23 protein-coding genes are annotated in these 24,021 nt (G+C 50.9%); 3 read left to right on the top strand and 20 right to left on the bottom strand.

Annotated features, from left to right (window positions below):
* Positions 1 to 24: 24 nt before the first annotated feature.
* From A8O25_RS07970 to A8O25_RS23765, 5 genes are all read right to left on the bottom strand, one after another.
* Positions 25 to 1,518 carry a lipopolysaccharide biosynthesis protein gene (locus tag A8O25_RS07970; RefSeq protein WP_066833265.1) on the bottom strand — a complete coding sequence of 498 codons (1,494 nt, stop codon included), beginning with the start codon at positions 1,516 to 1,518 and terminating at the stop codon, positions 25 to 27.
* Positions 1,519 to 1,644: 126 nt separating this feature from the next.
* Positions 1,645 to 1,845: a hypothetical protein gene (locus tag A8O25_RS07965; RefSeq protein WP_066833256.1), complete on the bottom strand. Its 201-nt coding sequence runs from the start codon at positions 1,843 to 1,845 to the stop codon at positions 1,645 to 1,647.
* A complete protein-coding gene (locus A8O25_RS07960) occupies positions 1,821 to 2,969 on the bottom strand; it encodes a DUF7033 domain-containing protein (protein WP_066833253.1) in 1,149 nt (382 codons plus the stop codon). Before A8O25_RS07960 ends, A8O25_RS07965 begins: the two co-directional genes overlap by 25 nt.
* A gap of 463 nt (positions 2,970 to 3,432) precedes the next feature.
* The gene (locus A8O25_RS07955) at positions 3,433 to 4,617 is read right to left on the bottom strand and encodes a glycosyltransferase (RefSeq protein WP_241498963.1); all 1,185 of its coding nucleotides are present in this window, start codon (positions 4,615 to 4,617) and stop codon (positions 3,433 to 3,435) included.
* Complete coding sequence (locus tag A8O25_RS23765; protein ID WP_241498962.1) at positions 4,614 to 4,751, bottom strand: hypothetical protein; 138 nt, start codon at positions 4,749 to 4,751, stop codon at positions 4,614 to 4,616. The genes A8O25_RS07955 and A8O25_RS23765 overlap by 4 nt, the downstream gene beginning before the upstream one ends.
* Before the next feature lie 244 nt (positions 4,752 to 4,995).
* Between A8O25_RS23765 and ffh the strand changes: the two genes are divergently transcribed.
* Complete coding sequence (gene ffh / locus A8O25_RS07950; RefSeq protein ID WP_066833250.1) at positions 4,996 to 6,333, top strand: signal recognition particle protein; 1,338 nt, start codon at positions 4,996 to 4,998, stop codon at positions 6,331 to 6,333.
* Positions 6,334 to 6,976: 643 nt separating this feature from the next.
* Here the strand turns inward: ffh and A8O25_RS07945 are convergent.
* From A8O25_RS07945 to A8O25_RS07905, 9 genes are all read right to left on the bottom strand, one after another.
* Positions 6,977 to 7,738 carry an OBAP family protein gene (locus A8O25_RS07945; RefSeq protein WP_066833245.1) on the bottom strand — a complete coding sequence of 254 codons (762 nt, stop codon included), beginning with the start codon at positions 7,736 to 7,738 and terminating at the stop codon, positions 6,977 to 6,979.
* Between the two features lie 419 nt (positions 7,739 to 8,157).
* Positions 8,158 to 8,643, bottom strand: coding sequence for a nucleoside deaminase (locus A8O25_RS07940; RefSeq protein WP_241498961.1), 486 nt, complete (start codon positions 8,641 to 8,643; stop codon positions 8,158 to 8,160).
* Between the two features lie 70 nt (positions 8,644 to 8,713).
* Positions 8,714 to 9,235, bottom strand: a complete 522-nt coding sequence (locus A8O25_RS07935) for a DinB family protein (protein ID WP_066833231.1) — start codon at positions 9,233 to 9,235, stop codon at positions 8,714 to 8,716.
* 462 nt (positions 9,236 to 9,697) lie between these two features.
* Positions 9,698 to 12,043 (bottom strand): hybrid sensor histidine kinase/response regulator, encoded by a 2,346-nt coding sequence (locus A8O25_RS07930; RefSeq protein WP_066833228.1) that lies wholly within the window; start codon positions 12,041 to 12,043, stop codon positions 9,698 to 9,700.
* A gap of 9 nt (positions 12,044 to 12,052) precedes the next feature.
* Positions 12,053 to 12,484: a response regulator gene (locus A8O25_RS07925; RefSeq protein ID WP_066833225.1), complete on the bottom strand. Its 432-nt coding sequence runs from the start codon at positions 12,482 to 12,484 to the stop codon at positions 12,053 to 12,055.
* A gap of 54 nt (positions 12,485 to 12,538) precedes the next feature.
* On the bottom strand, positions 12,539 to 12,952 hold the full coding sequence (locus A8O25_RS07920) for a response regulator (protein ID WP_066833221.1): 414 nt from the start codon (positions 12,950 to 12,952) through the stop codon (positions 12,539 to 12,541).
* A 74-nt stretch (positions 12,953 to 13,026) separates the two neighbouring features.
* Complete coding sequence (locus A8O25_RS07915) at positions 13,027 to 13,740, bottom strand: sensor histidine kinase (protein WP_066833218.1); 714 nt, start codon at positions 13,738 to 13,740, stop codon at positions 13,027 to 13,029.
* Complete coding sequence (locus tag A8O25_RS07910) at positions 13,737 to 15,251, bottom strand: sensor histidine kinase (RefSeq protein ID WP_066833214.1); 1,515 nt, start codon at positions 15,249 to 15,251, stop codon at positions 13,737 to 13,739. The genes A8O25_RS07915 and A8O25_RS07910 overlap by 4 nt, the downstream gene beginning before the upstream one ends.
* A gap of 94 nt (positions 15,252 to 15,345) precedes the next feature.
* Positions 15,346 to 16,566, bottom strand: coding sequence for a sensor histidine kinase (locus tag A8O25_RS07905; RefSeq protein WP_066833212.1), 1,221 nt, complete (start codon positions 16,564 to 16,566; stop codon positions 15,346 to 15,348).
* A gap of 230 nt (positions 16,567 to 16,796) precedes the next feature.
* Here A8O25_RS07905 and A8O25_RS07900 point away from each other — a divergent pair, with 230 nt between their 5' ends.
* The gene (locus A8O25_RS07900; RefSeq protein ID WP_066833209.1) at positions 16,797 to 17,504 is read left to right on the top strand and encodes a class I SAM-dependent methyltransferase; all 708 of its coding nucleotides are present in this window, start codon (positions 16,797 to 16,799) and stop codon (positions 17,502 to 17,504) included.
* A gap of 72 nt (positions 17,505 to 17,576) precedes the next feature.
* Here the strand turns inward: A8O25_RS07900 and A8O25_RS07895 are convergent, their stop codons facing one another.
* From A8O25_RS07895 to A8O25_RS07885, 3 genes are all read right to left on the bottom strand, one after another.
* Positions 17,577 to 17,999 (bottom strand): hypothetical protein, encoded by a 423-nt coding sequence (locus A8O25_RS07895; RefSeq protein WP_066833207.1) that lies wholly within the window; start codon positions 17,997 to 17,999, stop codon positions 17,577 to 17,579.
* 113 nt (positions 18,000 to 18,112) lie between these two features.
* The gene (locus A8O25_RS07890; RefSeq protein WP_066833117.1) at positions 18,113 to 19,096 is read right to left on the bottom strand and encodes a pyruvate dehydrogenase complex E1 component subunit beta; all 984 of its coding nucleotides are present in this window, start codon (positions 19,094 to 19,096) and stop codon (positions 18,113 to 18,115) included.
* Positions 19,097 to 19,239: 143 nt separating this feature from the next.
* Positions 19,240 to 21,054: a tetratricopeptide repeat protein gene (locus A8O25_RS07885; RefSeq protein ID WP_153042646.1), complete on the bottom strand. Its 1,815-nt coding sequence runs from the start codon at positions 21,052 to 21,054 to the stop codon at positions 19,240 to 19,242.
* Positions 21,055 to 21,167: 113 nt separating this feature from the next.
* Between A8O25_RS07885 and A8O25_RS22445 the strand changes: the two genes are divergently transcribed.
* Complete coding sequence (locus A8O25_RS22445; protein WP_074987952.1) at positions 21,168 to 21,386, top strand: PspC domain-containing protein; 219 nt, start codon at positions 21,168 to 21,170, stop codon at positions 21,384 to 21,386.
* On the opposite strand, the gene A8O25_RS07880 is transcribed toward A8O25_RS22445, so the two are convergent.
* The 3 genes from A8O25_RS07880 to A8O25_RS22920 all read right to left on the bottom strand — a co-directional run bounded on the left by A8O25_RS07880 (position 21,351) and on the right by A8O25_RS22920 (position 23,836).
* Positions 21,351 to 22,406, bottom strand: coding sequence for a glycosyltransferase family 2 protein (locus A8O25_RS07880; protein WP_193788618.1), 1,056 nt, complete (start codon positions 22,404 to 22,406; stop codon positions 21,351 to 21,353). The genes A8O25_RS22445 and A8O25_RS07880 overlap by 36 nt on opposite strands.
* Positions 22,396 to 22,731 (bottom strand): YbaB/EbfC family nucleoid-associated protein, encoded by a 336-nt coding sequence (locus tag A8O25_RS07875; RefSeq protein ID WP_066833113.1) that lies wholly within the window; start codon positions 22,729 to 22,731, stop codon positions 22,396 to 22,398. Before A8O25_RS07875 ends, A8O25_RS07880 begins: the two co-directional genes overlap by 11 nt.
* Before the next feature lie 868 nt (positions 22,732 to 23,599).
* Complete coding sequence (locus A8O25_RS22920; protein ID WP_153042645.1) at positions 23,600 to 23,836, bottom strand: hypothetical protein; 237 nt, start codon at positions 23,834 to 23,836, stop codon at positions 23,600 to 23,602.
* Positions 23,837 to 24,021 lie beyond the last annotated feature (185 nt).

Below are 24,021 nucleotides of genomic sequence, written 5' to 3'. Positions count from 1 at the left end.
TTTATCTTCCTATAAGGTTATTCTCTAAAGATTCATATTAAGTTTTGCTACTGTCTTTTTCATACCTTCATTGACCTCCGGTGACACCTTGCTCATCAGCACCAAGCCTGCATAAATACCGGTGATCAAGGCAGAACGCACGGCAATATCCAGCAGTACGTGGGGCAGGCGGGGCAGTAGCCAGGAAGCAACAAAAGCCACCGCGGCAATAGCCAGCAGGGCCAGGGAGTCCCACCCAAACGGTTGCATTTTGAAAAAGAAAGCGACAAAGGCTACCCGCAGCATATTCACGGCCACAAAGACCAGCATAGAAGCAAAGGCGGCTCCATTGATCCCGAACGGCGGAATCAACAGATAATTGGTGGTGATGACCAGGGCAACCATCAGAATGTTCAGGATCAGGTCATAGCGGTATCTGTGGGACGTGATCAGGATCATGGCGTTCAGGCCCGTGCCTAACTCAAAGATACGGGCAATGCCCATGAACAGGATGACGTACCGGCCGGCGCTGTACTCTGGCGGCATAAAGGAGAAGATATTGTCAACGTTGCACCAGATGCCCAGAAACAGCAGCAACCCAATCACCAGGTTTACCCGGGTCATGCGCTTGTACAGGTGCCCCAGCGCCGGGAAATCGCCCAGCTTGAAAAGGTCAGCCACCTGGGCGGTCAGAACTTTGTTCATGCTGCGGTACGGCACCAATATAGCACTGGTGATAAAATACCCCGTGGTATAAAACGCTACATCAGCGAGGCCGCGGGGGGACATGGCCATAATCATGGCTGAATCTGTAAACGTAATGACCGTACTGGAAATCCCTCCTAAAAACGAGTAAAAGCCGTACTGCACCACCTCCTTGATGGGTACAATCTGAAACATGTTTCGGCCGGGCCGAACAAAAAACTGCCGGAGCCAGAGCAGATACACAATGCAGATGAGGGCACTGCTTGAATTGGCGGCAATGAACAGAATCACAAACCACTGGAAATCTACCCACCCAAAAAGATACAGGGCTGCCGTTACCATGGTTAGCATTCGCACCAAGAAATCCTGCAGAAACGTCTGGACCACACTTTTGTAGAGCGCCCGCAGGTAAGCGTCCAGCAACAGAAACAGCAGAGTGAAGAAGCTCAGCGGAATAATATAGTAGTAGTACTCCACCGCCAGAGGCGAGTTTTTTCCAAAGTAGTCTATCACCGCAGGCTTCAGGAGCAGGAACAGCGCCGTTACCACCACAAACCCCGCCAGCGGGATCACCAGCATGAGAAACAGGAACCCGTTGTGCTGCTTGTCCCGGTCCCGGAAATAAGGGAAAAAGCGGGCGCTGGTATTGGTAAACCCCAGCGCGGCAAACTGGGCGAACACCGGGGCTACGCTGATCAGAAAACGGGTTAACCCCACCTTGTCAGGGTCATTCAGGAAGTGGGGGAGCACCAGAACCGTGTTCAGGTACCCTACCACCATGCCCACGGTAGAAATCAAGGTGTTCAGGTAACTCTGCTTGCGGATGACATCCATGAAAGGAGGGCGGCGTTTTAGGGCTGTTTTTCTGAAATCAGGTCAAAAACAGCACGGGTGAAGGCGCAAAAATAACAGCTTCTGCTGAGGCTTTAACTATGCTTTGAAAATAGACAGCGGGTAAATTTAAGAGATAGAGGCGTGGGCAACGGCTTCTGACGCTGTTAGGAAAGCCGTTCCGGCCCTGGAGCAGTAGCGGGTGAGGTCTCTGAAGATCTGGACCCCTTGCGGAAGAGCGTAGGGCGTAAAGTTCTCATTGTGCCAGAGCAGGGTAAAGACCCCATGAAACCTGATAATTTCGTTCAGCAGGGGGGTAACGGCAGGCATAACGTGCCGGGGCGCAGCTGGAGGTAACGGGGGTGGTGCAGGGTGATGTCCATCAGGTTCAGGGGCAGCTCCCACGTCTCCTGCATGGCGCGCTCTTTAAAACTGAACAACCGAAAGGGGTGGCAGTAGCTGTGCCGGAACCCGTAGTTTTCCGGAAAGCCGAGGCTGCTGTCATAGGTGATGCCGGAGGAGAGCAGCACCGCTGGAGAGGCACCCGGATCAAAGCGCAGATAGTGAAAGCGGTTCCCTTGTACGGGGGCGGGTATTTTCTCCCGCTCCCCCAGAAGCTGCGCGGCAGAGGTGCCGGTGCCGTGGCTGCCGTGCAGCGCAATTTCATGTCCGGCGGAGACCAGGCGGCTGATTTCTGCTTGAACAGCCGCCGAGGCGATGTCATAGTCAGCGTTAGGGTGCCCCTCAGATTTGGCAGACTCCGTTAAAAAAAAGAAAGTGGCCCTTGCCTGAAGTTTTTCAAGCTCCTGCTCTACCTGCAACAGATTGAACCACGCGTCATTCTGGGCTAGCTTCTGGTAGGCCAGGCGCACCAACCGGAGAATGTTCCCTTTCCGCAATGCGGAAATTCCGGCTACTTTCCAGGCACTCTGCAGGTAGTCAACGTCATGGGTGAGGCAGGTGGCAAACGGTTTCCCTTGCCAGAGCCGGGGCTGAATTTTCTGACCATACGCTATCTCTACCGCTTCTTTCAGGATCTCAAAGTAGTAGTTCACCACAGGTATGGTAACAAAACCTTCTTCTGCCTGAAGAGAGGCGCGGTAGGGAAACCTCCCAAACTGATCCCGCTCAGGGCTATAGTACTCCTGCCAGCCACTCAACAGAAAGAAGGCACTGGCCACCAGGTCATAGTGCACCTGTACTTGCCCGTCTGTCTGCGGGGTAAACCATTCTTGCGTAGTAGTACTCTGGAAAAAGAGAGGGAGAGAGGTGCCTTTCCAGTCTTTTTTACCCACCTGGTCTGGCCTGGGCAGTTCGCTCTCAAAGAAACTGCCTTCAGCGGGCAAGACTTGCACCCGGCTGCGGCCGTCCAGGCCATAGCTGATTTCCAGCGGCTCCGGCAGATGGTAAACCCGCTTGAAATGGAAGAGTACGTAATCCAGGAGGCGTTGCAAGGCGGCTAGAAGTAATGCGGTGAGTCTATGGCTTAAGAATAAAGGTAAGAAGAACTAAAAGGTTCTGCACGTTTCTGGAACATTCTACTTCTTTTCATTTTATAATGAAAGCCATTTCTATTCCGGCAGCTGTTTCAAGTGTTGAAAGAAAGTCCTTGGGTAATGGTGCCAGGGTTTCCGTTTTGGGGCTGATTTCAAAAAAACAGCCCTAAAACAGAAACCCTGGAATGGTAAGGAATTTTGCAATGCCATCCTTTCCCGCCAGGTTCAAAACCCTAAACAGCATTCTTCAGAAAGCTAGGGAAGGGAAAAGACGCAACAGGGTAACTGAGAGGTAACCGCTGTTGGTGCTCGCTTCTAAACCCCTTTCAGAAGGGTAACAGAAGGTAAGGGGAAGCTTTAGCCGCACAAGGCGTTTCTGTTTTGGGGCTGTTTTTCAGAAAACAGCCCCAAAACAGAAATGCTAAGACACCAGCAATTCCGCCAGTTTCTCAGTGAGGGCACGGCGGGAGTATTGGGTATAGTTGATGATGGGCAGGTCCAGGTTGGGGTTTACTTTCCAGGCTTTGCTGAACTGCATGAGCTGGTCCAGCATCAAGTCATAGCCGGTGTAGTGAAAGACCCGTCCGGCACCGCATTCATCAATGATTCTATCAGCATCGCCGTGTATGGGGCCAATGCACATAATGGGTTTGTTGGCGGCCAGGTACTCAAACAGCTTACCCGTCAATATCCCGAAGTTGTTGGGCACGTCTGGTATGGCCATGAACAAGACGGTGCTGGACATGAGGTATTGAATAGACACATCATGCGGCACATAGTCAATGTACTCTGTGATCAAGGCCAACCCCGCCGCCTCTACCTGCCGCTTCACTTCTGCAGAAACCTTGCCCACAAACCGGAGCTTGTACCTGATGAGCGGGTTTTTGGTCATGGTGTCACAAAGCGCCTGGAAGAACCCCTCCACGTTATAAGCCTCTGTAATGGTGCCGGTGTAGGTGATGGTGAATTCCTCTTTTGACGGGGCAGAGGGGTGCACGAAATCTGCCTCATCATATCCGTTGGGGATGACATGGATCTTGTTAGGGTCCAGGGTGGTGGATTTGTTCAGGAACAGGCGTTTCATGTCGGCACTCACCACCAGAATGGCGTCTGCGTTTTCCAGCACCTCCTGCTCGTATTTGGCATCAATCTTCTGCGCCAGCGCGGTGTGGTTCAAGTCCTGATAATAATAAATATCGGTCCAGGGGTCGCGCAAATCGGCAATCCACTTCAACCCGAACTGTTTTTTGAGCTTCAGGCCAATCAGTTGGGTAGAGTGGGGCGGGCTGGAGGTGACCACGGCGTGCATCTCCTTCCGCTTCATGACCTTGGTGGCGGCGTCCAGGGCAAAACGGTTCCAGCCTACGCGCGGGTCAGGAATGAACAGGTTGCCGCGCAGGAATTTGAAAAGCTTCTGCTTCCAGCTCTCGTTCCCGGTGTTTGCAAAGCCGCCAAACGGAATGTCTTTCTTGCCGGTGAGCTTCTTGTAAAACTCAAACGGCTCCCGGGTTCTGGTCCTGATGACCTGCACAGAGGCCGGCACCTCGGCCTCTAAGGTGGCGTCTATCACAGGATAAGAGGCCTGCCTCTCATCTACGGTGATCACGGTGGCTGCACCCCAAACTCGGGCAGGTGCTTCACAAATTTGAGACATCGCTGCACGCCGGCGCCGCCAGACGGGGGCCAGTAGTAGGTGATGAATAGGGTATTGGGTTGGGTGGTGTGTGTTCTTGATTCCAAAAGTACTCTTCTTCTATTGTACGGTGGTAAGGTCTTATCTCTGTCGGTTGCCGTTTTGGGGCTGTTTTTGCAAAAGTAGCCCTAAAACAGCGGCGGTGCCGAAATGTACGGCTCGTTCCAATATACGGAGCTTAGGCTAAAATATGGTGAACTTGCCAAATTTCTGCGTATTTTTGTAAATAGTTCCTACAGAAACAAGGAACGATTTAACCTGAACAGAACCTAACTCAGCCATACAAACCACATGTTTGAGAATTTAAGTAATAAGCTGGACCGCGCCTTTAAAACCCTGAAAGGCCAAGGCAGCATCACTGAGATCAACGTAGCCCAAACCATTAAAGAGGTGCGCCGCGCCCTGGTAGACGCAGACGTGAACTACAAGGTGGCCAAAACCGTGACCGACAAGATCAAAGACGAGGCCATGGGCCGTGACGTGTTGATTGCCGTGTCACCGGGCCAGTTGATGGTGAAGATTGTGCATGAGGAGCTCACTGAACTCATGGGCGGCGAGAAAAAAGACATCAGCCTCAACGGCTCACCCGCCATTGTTCTGATTGCCGGTCTGCAGGGATCTGGTAAAACCACGTTCACCGGTAAACTGGCCAGTTTTCTGAAAAAGCAAGGCAAAGGCGTCATGGTGGCAGCCTGTGACGTGTACCGCCCCGCGGCAATTGACCAGCTGAATGTTCTGGCCGAGCAGGTGGGCGTTGAGTTTTATGCGGAGCGCGAATCTAAAGACCCGGTGCAGATTGCCAGAAACGCCGTAGAGCATGCCAAGCGCACCGGCAAGAAAGTTGTCATCATTGACACCGCCGGCCGTCTGGCCGTGGATGAGGCCATGATGCAGGAGATCTACAACATCAAAGAGGCCATTAAACCCACCGAGACCCTGTTTGTGGTAGACTCCATGACCGGTCAGGATGCCGTGAACACCGCTAAAACCTTCAACGAGCGCATTAACTTTGACGGCGTGGTGCTGACTAAGTTAGACGGTGACTCAAGAGGTGGGGCCGCCCTATCCATCAGGGCTGTGGTAGAGAAACCCATCAAGTTCATCTCCACCGGTGAGAAGATGGAAGCCCTGGACCTGTTCTACCCAGACCGGATGGCACAGCGTATTCTGGGCATGGGCGACGTGATCTCCCTGGTGGAGCGCGCACAGCAGACTTTTGACGAGGAAGAGGCCAAGCGGATCAACAAGAACATCCGCAAGAACCAGTTCAACTTTGACGACTTCCTGTCTCAGCTGGAGCAGATCAAACGCATGGGTGATATCAAAGACCTGGTAGGCATGATCCCGGGCGTGAGCAAAATGCTGAAGGACGTGGAGATTGATGAAAGCGCTTTCAAACCCATTGAGGCCATTATCAAATCCATGACCAAGGAAGAGCGCCTCAACCCTGACATGATCAGCGGAAGCCGCCGCAACCGCATTGCCAAAGGTTCTGGAACTACCATTCAGCAGGTGAACAACCTGATGAAGCAGTTCAATGACATGCGGAAAATGATGCGCAGCATGAACAAAATGGCGGGCACTAAAGGAGGGCTGGCCAAGTTGGGCAGCATGATGGGCCGGCGGTAGCTCTTCGTTGTTAGATATTAGTTCTTCTATTTTAGAGCAATGCCCGAACCTCTACGGTTCGGGCATTGCTGTTTTTGGCCTGTTTTTGCGAAAACAGGCCAAAAACAGGAGTGGCAAGAAATGTTGAAACATGCTTATAAGGTGTTGATTAGCTGTACTTGTTGTACTTGCTGTTCGTGGGCCATTTGCTGTTTGGAGTTACTTGCTGTTCGGGAGTTCTACTCCTGAACTTGCCTGCTGCGGAGTTCTACTCCGCCGGGAACCACGAGCAAAGAAGGGGAGTAGAACTCCGGAAGAGCAAGGAGTTTCCAGCTGGTCGGGAATAGAACTCCGGAAGTGCAAGGGGGAAATACTATTGCTGTTCACCACCAAGTTCCTTTTAGGATTGCAAAAGAGAAAAGGTGTAGCCCAACTACCTCAGCTGCTCAGCTGTTCGGGAGTTCTACTCCCGAACTTGCCTGCTGCGGAGTTCTACTCCGCCAGGAACTACAGAAAAAAAGGGGAGTAGAACTCCCCGGCAGATTGCTTCCGGAGTAGAACTCCGGAAGAGCGGGAAAAAGCATGAAGAGAATAGAAAAGAAAGCAGAGTTCCACATTGCACCATAAAATTCCTAATTCCCCATTCTCAATTCTTAATTCTCCTCTAGTGCTGGTGCTCAGGCGCCTCATAGTGGTTGGTGATTTGCAACTGTCTAACCTCGCCTTTTTCCCAGGCATTGGCTCCTTCTATCACCTTTGGCATAGGTATGTCTTCGCGCTGTCTGCGCTTCTCTGCGGTTGAGACATTAAACCGCTGGTCCCGGTCTTGCACCAGTTCTGGGTGGAGCTGCCCGTCTTTGGTAAAGCCCATCATGACCATGGGGCTACCCAGCGGCAACTCCAGATCACGGTCTGTATGCCAGGTATGGATGATCTTGCCGTAAGTGCTCACCAGCTTTTCCATGAGTTCATGCTCTGCCACGTCTGGGATGCCGGGGGCAATCAGCTCCCCAGATTTGACTTCGTAGTGATGGCTGTGCCAGAGTTTACGTTCCTCTGGGGGCAGCTTCTTGAACAGGCGCTCAGATATAATGTACTCTACGCCCATGAGTTTGGCGTCTGGGCCGTTTCCGTCATACATGATGGCTTGGTGCAGATCCTCATTGAGCTGCGTGACGTAATGGTGCGCCTCCATCTGGCCTTGCAGGTTGCCGTTGTAGAAATGGAAACCGTTGAGGTAGGCATTTACTTTTGACAGCGGGGTTTTGTCTTGCAGCAGATCAGCGCCCGTCTCCAGGACTTTGGTTTTGGTTGTTTTCTCTGCGCCAGGGGCCTCTACGTAAGAGTCGGTGTTTTTTCCGCCGCAGGCGGATAGGAGTGAGAACCCAAGGCAATACAGAAACCGGCCAGTCCATCTTTTTTCCATGGTTCAACAGAATAGGTGCTGATTTTTCTACGGACTTTTAAAGACGACGGCTGAATGCGCTGCCTCAGATCTTATCACAAACTTTGTTTTCGGCTGCACCGATGCAGAATAAATACGTCCCGTTTTTGGCCTACTTTCCAGAAAACAGGCCAAAAACGGGACGTAGATTAATAGAAGCGACTGAGGAATATTAGTTAACCCTTGTTGCAGTTTATTGAAGCAGTTAACTCATTATGGATACTAACAAGGATGTAGAACGCTTAACTGTTATCTTTCCTTTGTTATTCGGGATTTCAAATCTCGAATAGCGGAGGCTTAGGACGAGCTTTCGTGGAACTTGAGTCTTTAGCAGATAATTCCCGTCCTAGGAGGGGTAGGGGTGGGTTACAACTGCTTCAGCAAACCGAAACCTAGACTATTTAGTATTCAGTTTTGCCTTCCAGCTTTTCCCACTCCTTGAATCCTTCCAGGGCTTCTTCCCGCAGGAACTGCTCCATGGGCAGGTGGCGGTGGGGCAGGGGTTTTTCTAATTCTTCGTAAATAAAAGCATCATCAAAGCCAATGGCGGCGGCATCTGCTTTGGTGTTGCCATAATACACTTTGTCTGGGCGGGCCCAGTAGATGGCTCCCAGGCACATGGGGCAGGGTTCACAGCTGGTGTAGAGCTCACAGCCGGTGAGTTGGAAGGTGCCCAGCGTCTGGCAGGCTTTCCGGATGGCGTCTACCTCTGCGTGGGCTGTTGGGTCGTTGCTGGATGTTACGTTGTTAAACCCGCGGGCAATGATTTCGCCGTTCTTTACTACCACCGCCCCAAAAGGACCGCCTTTGCCTTCCTTCATCTTCTCAATTGAAAGCCTGATGGCTTCCCGCATGTATTCTTTTCTCCTGGATTCTGGCGATGACATTCTCTTACAGTTAAATCAGTTGGTTTACGTAAAAAGGATGCAAATGTACAGAAAACGCGTGGGAGTCCTGTTAATGCAACAGCTTCTTCAACTGAGGAATGTGGTGGCGGTGGTGTTGGTGCAGAAAGGCGAGCGTTTGGGGCAAGGTAAGCATGCCGGCAATGGGGTGAAAAAAAATCTCCTTGTTTAACAAATCCACGGGAAATTGTTCCAGCAGGGCCCTGAGCTGTACCCGGGTCTTTTGCCACTGCTCCAGTACTGCCGGTACGTGCGCCACGGAGGGCACCTCACGAACTACTTGGGGGGCTTTGAACTTAAGGGGAAGGCGCAGGAACAGCTTTAACACCACTGACCTGTACCACGTTTTAAGGGAGGTGGGCCGTAGAGGCTTTTGGGAGGCCAGGCGTCTTTGGAGCTCCTCCAATACCTTCTGCTCAATAAACCCAATGTGGTAGAGCACCTGGGCCGCCGACCATTTATCTGGTGCGGGGTTGGTTTCCTGTTTGGCAGGGGAGGCGGCACTCACCCACTGGCTTAGAAACTGCCGCTGCTCTTCTAACTGCTGAAAAAGGGGATGTAGTACTGGCTCCATGAGAAAGATATCTTTATAAGCTGTTTTGGTAAAAGAGGCTCTAAACTAAGTTTAAAACAGCGTTTAATCCTGCAAAAAGCCCTGAAGAAGAACCTGCGGTTACATCTTCTAGCCCTTTACGCTGCAAGGCGGCTCTTAAACTGTGAACACAGAACCTTTCGCGGACACTCTTCGCCGGTACAATCACCCCTTAAACATGCTCTAAAAACGTGCTTTCTAAACAAGTAGTTGGCTGGTATCTTCTTCTTTAAATTTGGGGCGGTGCTTCCTTTTCTCTATGGCCAAAGCAATTGCTTGAGCTGCTGTTTCTGGGCTGTTTTTCAAAAAACAGCCCAGAAACAGACTCTATCCTGCCTTGCTAGCATATCAAAAAGTTTACGCTAAGCGAGGGGCGGCTAGGCAGCTTCTACACGCCGTGAGGACTACGAGTAGAAGGTAAAATAGCTCTAGATAGGATGGCTGTTACCTTACTGCTGATTTTTCTTTTAAGGTTTTCAGCTCATTCTGCAATTGATCAACGGCTTTTTCTACCAGGGTCACCATTTGCTGAACCAAAGAGGGAAGCTGCTCAGTGTTTTTCCGGTGCAGGGCATACTGCTCAATTTTTGAATTAATCTCTTCAATTTTAGAAATGCCCACCAAGGCCAGAGACGGTTTTATTTTATGGGCAATGGTTCTGGTTTCGGCCCAGTTGGAGAAAGAAACGGCTCTGGTCATTTCCTGCACCTGTCCTGGCGTCTGGTCAATGAACATCTTCAGAATGTCTGTCATGAACTCTGCATTGCCGTTGGCAAACTGTGCCAGGTAAGAGAGGTTGATCTCTAAAGCCTCCTCTGGCAGGGTAGCAGCTGCTGCTTGTTCTTCTGCTGCGGTTTTAGGTAAAAAGCGGGCAATCTCCTTCAATAATGTTTCCGCCTGGAAAGGTTTTGACACATAAGAGTCTGCGCCGGCGGCTAAGCACTTGTCTGCCTCGCCTTGTGAGGCGTGGGCAGTCAAGGCTATAATAGGGATGCTTTTCCGTTCTGGCATGTGCTGCCTGATGTACTGCATGGCCTCATACCCGTCCATTTCAGGCATCTGCATGTCCATGAGCACCAAGTCATAGGTCTTCTGGGCCAGAAGGTCAACCGCTTCCTGGCCATTATTAGCCACCTCCAACAGAATTTCATGGTCCCCCAACACCTTTTTCACCAGCAACTGGTTAATGGGGTTGTCTTCGGCCAGCAGAATAGAGGCATGTTGCAGGTGCTTAAACTGATCAGCGGAAGACTCTGCGGCTACTGCGGGTACTTCTGGTTTCCTGTCGGCTTTCTTGAACGGAAGCTGAAAACGGAAAGTGCTGCCCTGGCCCACCTGACTTTCAACCTGTATGTTGCCGTTTTGTACTTCAATCAACTCCCGGGCAATGGAAAGGCCCAGGCCGGTGCCGCCAAACTTACGGGTAGTATCACTGCTGCCTTGGGTGAATTTGTCAAAGATGGTTCCCAATTTCTCCGCTGGAATGCCTATGCCCGTGTCTTTTACCGTCATTTCCAGCAGATATTGACCATTCTGTACATTGATCACCTCCACGCTCAGTTTAATCACACCGTTTTCAGTGAACTTGATCGCGTTGCCTATCAGGTTGTTCAGAATCTGGCTCAGCCGGAACGGGTCACCCATCACAAACTGCGGAATTTCTTCGTCCAGCAGCAGTTTTAAGGTGTTTTTACGTTCTTTGGCTCTGATCTCCAGAATGTCTAAAAGTTGTTTGATCAGTTGCCTCAGGTCAAAGGGGATAATTTCCAGGGTGATTTTGCCAGCTTCAATTTTTGAGAAGTCTAGCAGGTCATTGATGATGACCATGAGGTTGTTGGCAGAGGTATTGATGGCTTTCAGAAAATCCCGCTGGTGGTCATTCAGTTGCGTTTTGGCCAACACTTCTGTTAAGCCCAGAATCCCATTCATGGGAGTTCTGATTTCATGGCTCATATTGGCCAGAAACTGCTCTTTCACCTGCGCCATACTGAGGGCGGTGTCTTTGGCCTTTTTAAGTTCCTCTTCCACCAGGACCCGTTCAGTAATGTCATACCCCACGCCAATGGCTCCGGTTACGTTCCCCAGGTCATCTTTCATAGGCAGGTACAGGCAGTCAAACCAGACCCCATTTACGTCAACGGTACATTTTGCCTCTGTGCCGCTCAGCGCTTTTTTTACCCCGGCAATGATTTGTGGATTCTCCTGATAAGCCTCAAAGATAGACAGTCCCACAGACTGGTTGTCAATTCTGCCTATGAGAGAGAGGCCTTTGCCGCGGGACATGTTAAAGATGCCGTCTTTGTCAATGGCCCACAAAATAATGGGGGCGCTGTTCACCACCGTGTCTAATTGCTTCTGGGTGCGCCAGAGTTGCTCCTGGGTATGTAGACGCTCCTGTTCAATTTTGTGCAGGCGAATGGCACTGCGTATGCTCTGGGAAATGCCTTCTGGGGTAAGCAGGGTTTTGGGCAGGTAATCTGAGGCCCCGGTCTTGATTGCCTCCACGGCAATGCGCTCATCTCCCTGGGAGGTCACAACCTGCACCGGCGTGGTAATGCCCTGCTCCCTTATTTTCTGAAGTAATTCCAGCCCATTCATGTCGGGCAGGATGAAATCTATAAAGATAAAATCAAATACGTGCTGCTGCAGGGCCTCCAGAGCCTCTACCCCCATAGACGCCGTACGTACCTCTGCCTTCATTTGTGCGGTGCGCAAGGACCGCTTAATGATCATTTGATCTACCTCATCATCATCTACAATGAGCAACTTCACCACCTGGTCTAGTACCATACTACAATGTTAATTTGGTAACTCAATTAAATCCCAGAAAGAATTAAGCACAGAGATCATCTCAAGGAGTGATTCATACTGTATTGGTTTAACCAGATAGCCGGCCACGTTGAGATCATAGGCCTCTACCACGTCTTTGGTGGTATCTGAGGCTGTCATTACAAATACGCTGCAGGCTTTTAATGATTCTTCCTGTCTTAACGCTTTTAAGAAGTCTAACCCACCCATGCCTGGTAAATTGAGATCAAGCAGGATTATTTTAGGGGTGGGCACCAAGGCATTGGTGTTGCCGGTGCCCAGCAACATAGACAGAGCGTCTTTGCCAGTGCCTGCCACATGTACAGGGTTCTCAATCCCCTGGGCTTTAAACGCCCGCAGAATATTGGCTACATCCAGTGGATTATCTTCCACGAGTAAGATGTGGGTCTGCTTATTTTTCAATGGATTGGTGGGATAAACATAGAATCAAACGTAATCTTCTCTTTTCAGCCCTTGTTAGGGCCGTTCACATAACTTCCAGTAGCGGTCAAGGGTGCCAACGGCGGTGATGAACTTCTCAAAGGATAACGGCTTTAAGATATAGCCGGCCACATTGAGGTTGTATGCGTTGAACTTGTCGCTGTCCTCATTAGAGGTAGTCATGACAAAGACACTGATGTGGTTCAGTGCCGGATCTTTTCTCAACTCCTGCAGGAACTCTATGCCATTCATTTTGGGCATGTTGATGTCCAGGATGATGATGGGGGTTTGCGGCAGGGCGTCAGAGCGCAGCATCTCCAAGGCCTCTAAACCATTATTGGCAATGTAAAGCGGGTTATTTATGTTGTTCTTCTTAAATGCCCGTTGCACATTCATGATATCCACTTCATCGTCTTCCACTAATAAAATGGGTACTACTCTTTCTTCCATGGGTGTAAGTTATCTTCTTGGTTCGGCGTCTGCCATACTTTTGTAGGCGGCGAGGGTATTGTAAGGTGAAACAATCAAGCAGTAAGGGAAAGGGGCCAGGTGAAAAGCATCTCGGTTCCCTGGTTCAAGTCTGATTTTGCCTCAATGGTACCGCCCGCAAATCTTACTATCTTGTGTACTATGGTTAACCCTGCCCCTAAACTCTCTTGCCGGTCTTTGGGCTGCACGGTGTAAAACATCTTGAATATCTTTCCCAATGAGTCTGCCGGAATCCCAATGCCGTTGTCTCTGACAGAGAAAAGAAAATGCGTTGGGAGTTGCTTCGCAGAAATCCATACCTCTGGCGTTTCCTGCTCATTAAACTGCACCGCATTCTGCAGGAGGTGGCAAAACACCGTCTCCAGTTTTCTACAATAGGTAGTAAGGGTAGGCAGCTGCGAAAGATGAACCTTTAAGCCTGATTTCTCCTGAAACGGGGCCGCAATTTTTTCTATCAGTTCCTGCACGGCCACTTCCCTTACCTCTAAGTCTTGCCTGCCTACTCTGGAAAATGACAAGAGGGCTGAAATCATGCGCTCCATTCGCTCTGTCCGGTTCTGGAGAAGATGAATGTTATGGGCAATATCAGGCTCCAGGGCTTCCCCCAGATCTTCTTTGATCCAGCCAGACAGGTTGCTGATAGCTCTGAGCGGTGCCTTTAGGTCATGTGACACAATATAAGCAAACTCGTCAAATTCAGTCTGTAGCTGTTTTAACTGTTCTTGGCAGGTGTGCGCGTGTTCCTTCATGATACATAGGCGGTTTCAAGAAGCACAGGCAAGTCTTTTTTTTCCTTAGGCCAGGTGAATACAAAAGTAGTTCCCTGCCCTTTGTCAGACTCAATCCAGATGCTGCCTCCTTTTTCCTCAATAATCTTCTTAACGATAGCCAGGCCTATGCCAGTACTTTCTTTTACGTCACGGGCCTCCATAGTTTGGAAAATCCCGAATACTTTTTGGTGGTATTCCTTCGGGATGCCCGGGCCATCATCCTGCACCTCAAATTGATACATGTTTTCCAGCTCTTTGGCGCGTACCTCTACACAGCCGTTCTGGGTGTGGTGGTATTTAAAGGCATTGCTCAGCAGGTTTGAGAAAACCTGATAGACCAAGGTCTTCTCAGCGGTGAGGGTAGGCATATCTGCCGCAATTTTCACCTGAAACGAAGCTGGTGGAGACAGATTCTCTAATGCCTCCTTCAGAACGCTGTTAACTGAAAAGGTAGATTTTTTGATCTCTTTTCTCCCTACCCGGGCGTATTCTAAAATACCGTTGATCAGGTTCTCCATGCGCTGTACCCGCCCCCGTAAAATGGTGAGGTTGTTGGTGATTTCCGGCTCCTGGCTATCCAGGTCCTCTGCAATCCACTCAGCCAGGTTGTTGATGGCTCTGAGAGGGGCTTTCAGGTCATGTGAAACTACATAGGCGAACTGGTCCAGTTCCCGGTTCATCTTAGTCAAATGGTCAAAGCTCTGCTGAAGTTTATGCGCCATTCTATTAAGAGAGTGGGTCAGGCTGCTGATTTCATCATGGCGGGTGTCAGTGAGCGTTACCTGGTAATTGCCATTGGCAATGCTGTTGGCCAAAGCAGTCATTTTCATGAAACGCTTCCTGATGGTTTTGCCCAGCAGATAGGCGGTAAGGCTCCCCGCCAGGATTGCCAGCAGGGTCAACCCGAGCGCAATATCATTAGTCTGCATCAGGGAGTCATTCATTTCCCGTACTTTGGCCCTTTTGATGATCTCTTCTTCGGCCTCAATGAGCTCAAACTTCTTGCGCGCCCGGTCAATGATGAGCTTCCCCTTCGCTTTTTGGGCGGTGGCATTGAAAAGAGAATCATAGTATTGTTTGTGCGAAGAGCTCAGGTGGACCTTGGCCCGGGCAGCAATCAGGGGTTCAGAGAAATTGATAATCCATTCCTGGGCATCCTGTTCAATGAGGTGCACCAACTGGTTTTGGGAGGGATAGGCCTCTGTAAGGGAATCCAGGCGCCGTACAGTTCTGGCAAAAATCACCTGCCCTTTGTTGTAAGGCGAAAGAAAAGTCTGCCTCCCGGTTAAAAGGTACCCTCTCATGCCGGTCTCAAGGTCAAGGAGCATTTTCTGGGCCGACTCGCCTTCCCTGATCACATCAGAGGTCGCCAGCACCGCCTCCACGCTCTTCTGCACCCGTTGGGTCTGCTTGATATAACCAAAAGTCACAATGCAAAACATGGCCAGTATAAAACCTATGGCAAGATGAATGGTGGTGATAATTTTCATGGATCTGGTACCTGCGCCTGGAGTGTATTCAGCCACAGTTGACGATCTCAAAGATAAGGTATATAGCCATGAATTATTCCTTTTTGCATAATTTTTAGCAAGGCCATGTGAAAGAGAAGCGGCAGCCTTGTTCAGGAATGGAATCTACCCATATTGTTGCTTGTCTTTCATTCAATAATTTCTTGATATAAGCCAAACCTACTCCATTTCGCTCTTGCTCGTGTTTTGAGGAAAGGGTCTTGAACATGCCAAAAATTTTCTCATGGAACACTGGGGCTATACCTACGCCGTTGTCCTGTACATAAAACTCCAGCAGGAACGGCGTTTGCTGCCGCCATCCCACTTCTATCTCTACAGCACGGCCCGGGTTGTGAAGAATGGCGTTTTCCAGGAGCTGGGAAAAAATGGTCTCCAGCACCGGGCGCTCTGTTCTAATGACAGGCAGGTCAGTAGCCAAGGTAACAGTTACCAGATGGTCTTCTCTCAACGTGTCACATAGCTGTTGGAGCATGAGGGAGGTAGCTACCGTCTCTAAGGGGGCAGTTACTTCGCGGGCCCTTGAGTAGGTGATAAGCCCGTTGAACAGGTTCTCCAAACGCTGCGCCCTGCCGCGCAGCAACGCCAGATTCTGTCTCACCTGTTCATGGCTTTCCTCTGTAAGGTCTTCAGAGATCCATTCAGCCAGGTTATGGATTGCCCTGAGCGGGGTTTTCAATTCGTGTGATAAGGTATAAGACAACTGGTTTAATTCAGCTTTATAGGCTGCCAGCCGCTGGGCGCTGGCGGCTGCTTTTTGGTTTTCGGCCTCCAGTTTTCTTTTCTGAGCGTCTAGCTCTACCAGTGCCATGACCTGCTGGGCCAGGGTGTGCAGCATTTGCCGCTCCTGCGGGGTTAGCTGCCTGGGCTCATCTGAGAAAAGGCAGATGGTGCCCAGCCGGATGCCATAGGCGTTGACAATGGGCGCGGCGGCATAAAACCTAACACCCATCTGGGCGGTCATGGGAATGGTGGTGAAATATTCTGTGGCCGCAATGTCTGGTATCTCCAGGATAGAATCTGATTGGATAGTGAGGTGGCAGAGAGTGTTGGCCCGTTCAATCTCAGGCACCGGCACCCCCACCCGCGCTTTAAACCAGGTGCGGTCTCTGTCTATAAAAGCGATAGTAGCTATAGAAACCCTGAAAATAGAGACGGCCAGGTTGAGGAGGGCATTGTATTTCTCTTCTGGTGCCGTGTCTAATATCTGGTAATCATATAAAACTCTGAGGCGCTCATCTTCTAACTCAAATAAACGCTCATTGCCTTGATTTTGCATATATAATTTTAAGGGGGATAGTTCTTTACGGCCCGGTACGTTTTCATTCCTGAGCCTATTCCAAAATTAATTTATCTGTCTGGGCAGAATGGTATATTTCGATGAAGGGGAGGTTCTGCACGGTAAAGACCGCTAATGGTGCGGGCATGACAAATTCGGCCAGGGAAGTTGTTTCAACGGGTGGCTGCTTATCTTTGTCTCCGTAAGCCAAAACAAGAACAAAAACAGGTATGTCAGATCCGTTAGGTGCCGCCATCAAAGCGTATTGGGAAGGAAACAAGAAAGCCGTCATACAGGTGTACACAGACCAGGTTGACCCAGATGAGTTGCCCGTGCATTACCTGTTCAGGAAAGAAGAGGAGATGCCGGAGCGGGAGCAGTTTGCCCTCTCGCTCTGTACGGGACGGGTTTTAGACGTAGGGGCAGGGGCGGGCTCTCATGCCGTGGCCCTGCAGCAAAAAGGGCTGGAGGTGACGGCCCTGGAAATCTCTGAGAAAGCGGCGCAAGTGCAAAAAGCCCGGGGTGTGCAACAGGTGGTGGTGGGAGACATGTTCCAATTGCCCCCAACCCCTTCTTTTGACACGGTGCTGCTGCTCATGAACGGGATTGGCATAGCGGGCACCCTGGAGCAATTGCCGCAGTTTCTTGACATCTGCAAACGGTGGCTTGCCCCCGGCGGACAGATCCTGCTGGAGTCCTCAGATATTTTATATCTCTATGAAGAAGAAGACGGTTCTGTGCTGCTGGATCTGAATGGCGCCTATTACGGCGAACTCACTTATGTGATGGAGTACCAGCAGGAGCGGAGCCAGCCGTTTGACTGGTTGTTCATTGACTATAGTCTGCTGGAGCAATATGCGCAGGAGGCAGGCCTGAAGGCTGAACTGCTGTTACAGGAGGAAGACGCGCACTACCTGGCCCGCCTCACCGTTGCCTAACCTTCTTGATATTTCTGTTTTGGGGCTGTTTTCAGAAAAACAGCCCCAAAACAGAAACTGCCTTGATAGGCACTACTTCTTTATGGGCACTACCTCAATGGTTTTGGTAAGATATTCTGTATCACTTTTCCAGAACCTGAACTCATATTTACCGGTCTCTTTGGGCCGGAACGAAATGGTGTGGTACAGCGGCCGGGCAACGTCTGTGCAAACCACATCTGAGCCTTCCTCCGGGTACTTCACGTAGAGCTTCATGGTAAAGACGCGGCTAACCGTGGCGGTGTCTATTCTGGAGCGTCTGCCGCAGCCATTCTCCGGGGTGAACAACGCCTGCAGGGTGATGGTGGTGTCTACGCGCACGGGCCTTTCAGGGAAGTTCCTGGTGTCAGAGACGGCCAAAGGCATTTCTACCTCAAACAGTTCTGAGGTTTTATCACAGGCCGTAAAGGCGGCCAGGCTGAGCACCGCGCCCCATACAACGGGTTTAAGGTTCATTTGCAGGTATCTCTGTTTTTAAGCTACTTTTTGAAAAACAGGCCCAAAACGCCTGAAAAAGCAAGAGCCGTCCATCATGAAACGGCCGGCTCTTGTAATTGGTATATATAGTCTTACGCTTTGGCGTAGGTTACTTCTTTCACGGCATCAATCACCCGCTTCACGTTAGGCAGCGAAGCCTCAATCAGCGTTGGGGCATATGGTAGCGGAACGTCACGGCAGGTCACGCGCTTCACCGGGGCATCCAGGTAGTCAAACGCCTGGTGCTGCACATGGAAGGCAATTTCTGAGGAGAGGGAAGCCAGCGGCCACGCCTCTTCTACCACCACCAGGCGGTTGGTGCGTTTCACAGACTCTACAATGGCTTTATAATCAATGGGCCGTACAGAGCGCAGATCAATTACCTCGGCGTCTACGCCGTCTTTGGCCAGCTCCTCTGCCGCCTGCAGGGCAACCTTCATCATCTTTCCAAAAGAAACAATGGTGACGTCTTTCCCCTTGCGTTTGGTGTCGGCTACGCCGATGGGAATTAAATATTCTTCTTCCGGCACCTCACCTTTGTCACCGTACATCAGCTCAGACTCCATGAAAATCACCGGGTCATTGTCTCTGATGGCCGTTTTCATCAGGCCTTTGGCGTCATACGGGTTTGACGGAACCACCACTTTCAGGCCAGGGGTGTTGGCGAACCAGTTCTCAAAGTTCTGAGAGTGCTGGCTGGAAAGCATGCCGGCGTTGCCGGTGGGGCCTCTGAACACCATGGGGCAAGAGTACTGGCCACCAGACATAGACATCATCTTGGCAGCCGAGTTGATCACCTGGTCAATGGCCACCAGTGAGAAGTTGAAGGTCATGAACTCAATGATAGGACGGAGCCCGTTCATGGCGGCCCCCACGCCAATACCGGCAAAACCAAGCTCGGCAATAGGGGTGTCAATCACGCGGTCTGGACCAAACTCGTCCAGCATGCCCTGGCTCACTTTGTAGGCACCGTTGTACTGGGCAACTTCCTCGCCCATCAGGAACACCTTTGGGTCGCGGCGCATTTCCTCGCTCATTGCCTCACGCAGAGCCTCTCTGAATTGTATGGTTCGCATAGTAAGAATTTTCTTATCAGTCCGGTAAAATTAAGACATGCGCCACAAATAAAAAAACGCCAGGGGGCAGAAGGAGGGCGGGTGGGGGAGTATATTCCTGTTTCTGGCCTGTTTTGGCAAAAACAGGCCAGAAACAGGAGCCTTTAAATCTTTAGGGCCCCGGCAAAGGCCGCTGACTGGTGGTACCGCTGAAACTCCAGGTCTTCAATGGCTTTCTGGGCCAGGGCCGGTTTGGCCGCCACCGCTTTCTTCAGGTGGTCTGCCATCTGGGCCTCCTGCTGGCTGCGGGCGTAGATGATGGCCATGAGGTAGTGGGTGCTGGCATCTGCCGGAAAGGTCTCCAGCAGCTTCTGGCCCAGCTGGGCGGCACCGTCATAGTTCTCCTTGAGCAGGTACAGCATGGTACGGTTGAACTGGGCGGCGTAGCCAGAGCCGGCGTAGGCCAGGCTGCGGGCGGCATCATCATACTGGCCCACTTCCAGTTCCAGGGCGGCCTTGTCTGTGAACAGTTGCTGCAGTACAGGCAGAGGCCCGCCCAGTTTTACGGCATAGTCAAAGCTTTGCAGCGCCTCCAGGGCATCACCGTGCTGGTGGTGGGCTACCCCCAGGTTATAAAAGAGCTGCGCGGTGGGCTGCCGGTGGGCGGCGTACCGGAAGTTAAGGATGGCACTCTCCAGCAGATGCTGCCGGGCCGCCGGTTTCAGTTCTTTCTGCGCCTGCTCAAAGTAGACCATGCCCAGGTTGTTCAGGGCCTGCCACGTCATGTAGTTTTCTATGGCGCTTTCATAGATCTTTTTCTTTTCGGCGAGCAGTGGGGTGAGACCCGCGGCGTACTGCATTTCCTCGGCGTTAAGGGCATCAGCGTTGGCGCGGTTCTCTACAATCTTCTTGGCCAGCAGGTAAACCTCGTAATCACGGCGCAGGTTGGGCTGGTAGTCAATGGTTACCTCGGCGTAACGGAGTACCGGGTACACGTACATTTCAATATATTCATAAGAGGCAAGTTCCTGCAGCTTGCGCTCTTTCTCTATAAAAGAGCCGGGGCCGTTTACAATGTCCAGGATCTGCTGGATCTGCTCTTCCGGCAGCGCCGAATTCTGGACCCGCCCCAGAAACGCCTGCCAGTTCTTCTGGATGGTGCGCAGGTTAAACCTGACAGAGGAAACGGTGTTGGTATAAGACTCTGTGTCTATTTTCTTCTTAATGAAATTCTCTACCGCCACGGCCCTTCTTGATGCCAAGTTGCGCGTGGTGGTTTCTAAAGAGTCTGGAGAGTGGGTAGCCAGAATCTCTATTTGCTTGGTCTTTTGGTTAGAAGTCAGGAACTGGTCCAGCAGCTGCAGGTTGGTCCCTAAGCCGGTGCGCAGCGTAGCCAGCGCCTGGTCAAAGAAAATGGGGATTTTGAGCGGGCCCGGTTTCTCCTTTTTAGCTGAATCTGAGACATAGGCCGGGGAATGCACGTGCTGCACCAGGTACGGCGTGGTTCTGATGCCGGGGGCCAGCACCACTGGTTTCAGGTATTTTTTCCGCCCTTTGGGGCTGGTCACCACGCCCTGGGCATACAGTTTCCCGGTAATTTTAGAAGGGGTATAGGGCAGGGTGAAAGAACTTGACATGGTAGGCCTGCCCTCTACAAAGTTGTAGTTCCCGAAGTCAAACGCCAGCGAGCCAATATGGTCTTCTACGCCTTTGTCTGCTTTGTAATACACCCTGATGCCGTATTGATAGTCATCCCGCAGCAGATTTTTAGGCAGTTGGGCCGTGACTTCTACGGGTACCTGCCGGCCCCGCACCATCAGTACTTCAGGCTGCGCCCAGAGCTTTTGCCCGCGCTCGGCTTTTTTGGCCAGGCGGGAGAGGGTGCAGCCAGAAAAAAGGAGGAGCAGGAACAAGAAGGGGAGAAGCCGTAGGTTAAGAAGACGAGGAAGGGAATAGGGCATATCTAAAACTGGAATCATACGTATAAAAGCGCCAACACTGTCATCAAGTACTGGATTGGCCTTTCAAGGGTTTGAAAAGTTGACGGTGAACGTAAATTTATTTAACTTAGGCTTCTAAATTCCTGTGAGTCATGAAGCAACTACAATATTTCCTGGAAAGCCAAGCGTTTGGGGTTTGCTCCAATCTGGGCGAAAAACTGGGTTTTGCTTCTAGCAGCATCCGGCTTTCTTTTATTTATCTCTCCTTCCTAACGTTTGGGTCTCCGGTATTGGTGTACCTGATCCTGGCCTTTTGGCTGAACGTGCGCAAACATTTACGCCGGGAGCGAAGCACTGTCTGGGACGTCTAGCTGCGTAAACTTCTTCTTGCCTTTTCCAAAATACTGCCACACTACGCTTTGGGGGTACCAACCGGTGAGCTGAGCCGTTGGCTTTTTATGCGGCTGGCCCTGCCGGGCTGCATCCAGAGTTTTCCTCATTGCAAAGAATGCCCGGTGCGCACGCCAGATTGCCGCTACCTCTTGCCATTGCCCTTTCAGGAAATACTGGGCCGCCGCCACTCCGTCTAAAACCAAGCGGGTGTACAGGATACGGTTTAACTCCTGATCAGATAGATTTTTGTACAGCAACGCTGCCCCGTTCCTGAAATTAAGGAATGTTTTTCTGGGATTGGCTTTAGGCAAGGTGCCACCGCCCACGTGGTAGACCGTGCTTTGACCGTGGTAGAAAATCTGGTAGCCCAGGTTCTGCAGTCGCCAGCAAAGGTCTATCTCTTCCATGTGGGCGAAGAATTCCTTTTCAAGTCCGCCCGCCTGCCAGTAGGCGCTGGCCCTGATAAAGAGGCAGGCCCCGGTGGCCCAGAACACCGGCCGCGCCTCATCATACTGCCCCCGGTCTTCCTCCAGGGTGTCAAACAGCCTGCCGCGGCAGAAGGGATAGCCGTAGGCGTCTAAAAAACCACCCGCCGCACCGGCGTACTCAAAGTGGGTGCGCTGGTGAAACGACTTGATCTTGGGCTGACAGGCCGCAATTTGTGGGTTTGTCTCTAGCAGGTGGACCAACGGGGAAAGCCAACCGGCCGTCACCTCCACATCTGAATTGAGCAGTACATAATAATCTGCCTGCACCTGCCGGAGCGCCTGGTTGTAGCCCTCGCAGAATCCGAAATTCTCCTGCAGGGCAATTTGTTTAACCTCCGGAAAATACTGCTGCAGAAAATCTACAGAGTCATCTGTAGAAGCGTTGTCGGCCACGAATACGTCAGCCCCTGCACTGTGCAGGATCACCCCCGGCAGGAACTGTTCTAACCAGCGGCGTCCGTTCCAGTTCAGGATGACAACCGCCACCGTGGGCTGGGAATTAAAGTCCAAAGTTGCTGAGGTCTAGGCCGGGAATGTTGGGGAGCATGCCCTCTGTGTTTTTCTTGAGTTCTTCTTTGGCTTTTTCACCGGCTTCGTCCATGGCTTTGTTTACGGCCGCCACCACCAGGTCGGCCAGCATTTCTTTGTCCCCGGGGTTCATGAGCGTCTCGTCAAACTCCAGCTTTAGTAGCCGCCGCTCCCCGTTCACAGTGGCTTTGACCATGCCGCCTCCGGCTTCTGATGAGACCGTGATGTGTTTCAGCTTTTCCTGCGCCTCTTTCATCTTGGCCTGCATTTCCTTCACCTTGTTCATCATCCCAAACATGTCAAACATATATTTCTCCTTTCTAGTAAGTTCTTTACAACATAACGCTGAAACCCCGGCAGAAGATACTTGCCTCAGGTTTCTGTTCGCGCTCCCAAAAGTAAGGGATTTCACGCAATGCTGGTAGGGGAGACGCTGGTAGTGTTATCGTCTACCAGACTTTGACGTTCAATATGGTTTTAACGCTCTGACGGGTTCTGCTTCTAAAAATCTTCTCCCTTAGAACCCCATTGTATTTTTATATTGGAATGATCTCGTGCATGAGTCGTGCATAGCCCTTGGCCGAAGGCTGCCGTTTATGCCTTGTTGGGCGGAGGCCTTTTTTGTTAAGTTGCCACGCGCTTATTTTCTTATCTGTTTTTGACCTACTTTTAGGAAAACAGCCCGAAAACAGAAAAGCGAAGAGTTAGACAAATTCTTTATCCGTCCCGTTTTGGCTTAATTTCCAGAAAGCGGGCCGAATACGCAATCTAGTCCGTCGGTTTGCGCGCATTGCCGATAAATTCTTTGCACGCATGCTGCGTCAACTCCTCTTCTGCGACTTTTGCAACATCAGTTGGTCAAAGTCGGGCGGCGCTCCATTTCTTTTGCTAAGGTAATCTAACGTTTTGCCGGTTCACTTTTGCAGCAATTCCCGATTTTTCGTGGGCTTCTGCTGATTTTTTGCTTGCCGCCGCGAGAACTTCTATTTACAATTGCACATAACGTACTTGTGTAAGCGACGGCGACGGCCGTCGGCCTAGCTGGCGTTTACACATGTTAGGTCTAGTTTTTTCTCTGCAATGACCGCACGTCTTTTCTGTTTTTGGCCTGTTTTTGCGAAAAGAGCCCGAAAACAGCCAGCCGAGCGCAATCATCTTTTTTTCATTCTGTTTCTTCAGTCCGTCCGTTTTTGCCCTGATTTCCGAAAACGAGGCCAGAAACGCATTTCTGAAGTCGGGCTGCGCGCACTGAAGATAAATTCTTTTTGCGCAAAAGCCACGTCAATTCCTCTTCTGCGACTTCTGCTGGTCAAAGTCGGGGTGCGTTCACTGACTTCTGCTAAGCTAATTTCCAGGTTTAGCTGATTCTTTTTTTCCGCTTCCGCTACTCGTGCTGATTCTTTTTTCTGCAAAGCGATAACGGTTCTTCATGTTTAAAATTAGACCTAACGGCCTCGTGTAAAAGACGGCGAAGGCCGTCGGCCGAGATGACTTTTATACAATCCTATGTTTGTAAAAACTAATTAACTTGTATAAAAGAGAAGAAAGGAAGGAACAAGATTTATTATACAATAAGGCCCTTGTAAGCCTGTCTAAC

The organism is Rufibacter ruber, from assembly GCF_001647275.1.
Classification (GTDB): Bacteria; Bacteroidota; Bacteroidia; order Cytophagales; family Hymenobacteraceae; genus Nibribacter; species Nibribacter ruber_C.
Note: the sequence above shows the minus strand (reverse complement) of the source record. Positions and strands in the feature narration are given on the sequence as shown.